Source organism: Mesorhizobium sp. WSM4847, from assembly GCF_055811335.1.
On sequence record NZ_JBVVPY010000064.1, the window covers coordinates 1 to 2,711 of the forward strand.

General features: G+C 64.6%; 1 protein-coding gene. It reads left to right on the top strand.

Annotation, left to right across the window (positions count from 1 at the left end; translation table 11 throughout):
• The first annotated feature begins 175 nt into the window (after nucleotides 1-175).
• Complete coding sequence (locus AC0L28_RS34305) at nucleotides 176-2,545, top strand: DUF1989 domain-containing protein (RefSeq protein ID WP_473482894.1); 2,370 nt, start codon at nucleotides 176-178, stop codon at nucleotides 2,543-2,545.
• The last annotated feature ends 166 nt before the right edge of the window (nucleotides 2,546-2,711 follow it).

Here is a 2,711-nt window from a genome sequence, read left to right on the forward strand (position 1 = left end):
GGTGCCAGGCTGGAACACCCCTCATCCGACCGAGCTTCGCTCGGCCACCTTCTCCCACAAGGGGAGAAGGGGGAGCCCCACCACCTTCGCCTTGCCAAACCGACAAGCACTGCTATTCTTGCCGCGAAAATAATTTTACGTACAGGCAAACTTGTTTCTTGAGACCCGGGTCGAGATGAGCCAGTCGCCCTACCCCGCCATCGCCGCCGGACCGCCACGACCGAGCCTGATCCTGCGGCCCGGCCAGATGGCGCTGCCCGCCGGCATGGAGCGCTATTCCGTCCACGGCAATGGTGCGGTGCTCATCGACGTCGAGGCCGGCGACATCGTCACCGTGCGCAACGTCGAAGGCGGCCAAGCCTGCGAACTGCTGGCATGGGATAAAAGCGGCGTGACTGATGCCGGCATTTTCGGCGAGAACTCGAACAGCAATGCCGCCGGCATCAAGGCGCTGCTGGCCGATGGCGACGACAGCCTCGCTTCGTTGCGCCGGGGGCTCGAGCGACGCCAGGTGCAGCTCGATCAGGCAAAGGCGGTTCGCATCTTCGGCGGCGCCACCCCTGCCGGCACCGAACAGGGTTTTGCCGTCGCCCGCGCCGGCTCGATGCTGATCGCCGCCCCGGGCGGACCGATGCCGGTCGACGGCCACGACACGGCAACGCCGCTCAGCGTCATCGTGCGCCGTGCCACAATCCATCCGGCGGCGAAGTCCAGGCTTGGCGACCCGCTGGCCGACCCGGTGCTCGATTTGCGCGTCCATTCGGCGACCGCGGAAGCCTACTTCGTCAAGGCGGGTGACTATCTGCAGATCATCGATGTCGACGGGCGCCAATGCACCGACTTCCAGTGCTTTTCGGCGCGCAAGCTCGACAAGGGACGCGACCATCCGCTCGACGTGACGACGACCCGCACGCTGATGGGTTCGAGCTATCCGATGCCCGGCCTGCATTCGAAATATTACGACCAGGACATGGAGCCGCTGGTCGAGGTGGTGCAGGACACCTGCGGCCGGCACGATGCGTTCGCGCTCGCTTGCGCCGCCAAATATTACGACGACATCGGCTATCCCGGTCATCCCAACTGCTCGGAGAATTTCAACCGCGCGCTCGCCGACAAGGGTGTTGGCCCGCGCGCGGGCTGGATGGCGATCAATTTCTTCTTCAACACGGCGATCGACGCGCATGGCGTAATGGTGTCGGACGAGCCATGGTCGCGGCCGGGCGACTATGTGCTGCTGCGGGCACTTACCGACATCGTTTGCGTGTCGTCCGCCTGTCCCGACGACACGACGCCGGCCAATGGCTGGAACCTGACCGACATCCATGTGCGGACCTATTCCGGTAAGCATAAATTCTCGCGAGCGATCGCCAGACGCATGACGCCCGATTCGGAACCGAAAATGACCCGCGAGACATCATTTCATTCGAGCTTTGCCAAGCACACCCGCAACTTCGTCGAGTACAGGGGTTATTGGCTGGCCAATTCCTTCGCAAAAGAGGGCCCTATCGACGAATACTGGGCCTGCCGGCAGGCCGCCGTCATCATGGACCTGTCGCCGCTGCGCAAGTTCGAGGTCACCGGCCCGGATTCGGAAGCGCTGCTGCAATACACGCTGACCCGCGACGTGAAAAAACTCGGCGTCGGCCAGGTCGTCTATTCCGCCATGTGCTACGAGCATGGCGGCATGATCGACGACGGCACGCTGCTCAGGCTCGGCAAGGACAATTTCCGCTGGGTCGGCGGCGACGATCTGTCCGGCGAATGGCTGCGCGACACCGCGACGAGCCTCGGCCTCAACGTGCTGGTGCGCTCGTCGACCGACCAGATGCACAATGTCGCCGTGCAGGGACCGAAGAGCCGCGACATCCTGAAGGAGATCATCTGGACTTCGCCGCTGCAGCCGTCGATCGAGGAGCTCGAATGGTTCCGTTTCGCCGTCGCCCGCATCGGCGGCGGCAACGGCATTCCAATCGTCGTCTCGCGCACCGGCTACACCGGCGAACTCGGCTACGAGATCTGGTGCCACCCGCGCGACGCCGAAAAGGTGTTCGACGCCATCTGGGCGGCCGGCCAGCCGCATGGCTTGAAGCCGATGGGGCTGCAGGCGCTCGACATGGCGCGCATCGAGGCCGGGCTGATCTTTGCCGGCTATGAATTTTCCGACCAGACCGATCCGTTCGAGGCCGGCATCGGCTTCACCGTGCCGCTGAAGAGCAAGACCGACGATTTCATCGGCCGCGAGGCGCTGATCCGGCGCAAGGAAAACCCGCAGAGGAAACTGGTCGGCCTCGACATCGACGCCAATGTCGCGGTCGGGCATGGCGATTGCGTCCATGTCGGCCGCGCCCAGATCGGCGAGGTCACTTCCGCCACGCGCTCGCCGCTGCTCAACAAGACCATCGCGCTGGCCAGGCTCGACGTCAGCCATGCCGCGATCGGCACCGCGGTCGAGATCGGCAAGCTCGACGGCCACAGCAAGCGGCTGCCGGCGCGCGTCGTGACTTTTGCCCATTACGATCCGCAGAAGACCAGACCGCGGTCCTGATAGGCGATATCGAGAGGTGCCAACTCAGGGCAATCGCCTCAGGTTTGCGCTGCCCCTCATCGCCCTGCCGGGGGGGGGCCCCGGGGGGGGGAGGGGGGGGCGCCACAAAGGGTGTTTTTTGGCCGGCGCCCACCGGTGTTATAACACAAACCCCCCGGTGAAAAAC